This window comes from Mesorhizobium sp. M8A.F.Ca.ET.202.01.1.1 (assembly GCF_004791595.1).
Classification (GTDB): domain Bacteria; phylum Pseudomonadota; class Alphaproteobacteria; order Rhizobiales; family Rhizobiaceae; genus Mesorhizobium.
Window position 1 is genome coordinate 1 of the sequence record NZ_SRUN01000272.1, and the last position, 291, is coordinate 291.

Annotated in this window: 1 pseudogene; it reads left to right on the plus strand. The window is 64.9% G+C overall.

The features are described 5' to 3' along the window. A pseudogene (locus EN845_RS36580) lies at positions 1 to 214 on the plus strand (hypothetical protein); the annotation flags it as partial. Between the last annotated feature and the right edge of the window lie 77 nt (positions 215 to 291).

The following is a 291-nucleotide window of genomic DNA, read 5'->3' on the forward strand; positions in this document are numbered from 1 at the left end:
GGCGGTGATCCTGTTCCTGGGTGGGGTGCAGCTGATCGCGCTGGGCCTGATCGGCGAGTACCTGGGGCGGCTGTACGAAGAGTCCAAGCAGCGGCCGCTGTACCTGGTTGACGCCTGGCTAGCATCCGCCGTGGCAGACTCGGCCCTGCAACCCACCCTCGGAGGGCAGGCAGATGACCACGGTACGGCAACTGTTGGACGGCAAGTCTCCTGAAGTACATGCGGTCGCGCCGGAAGCGGCGGTGATCGATGCGATCCGATTGATGGCGGAAAAAGGCATCGGTGCGGTGC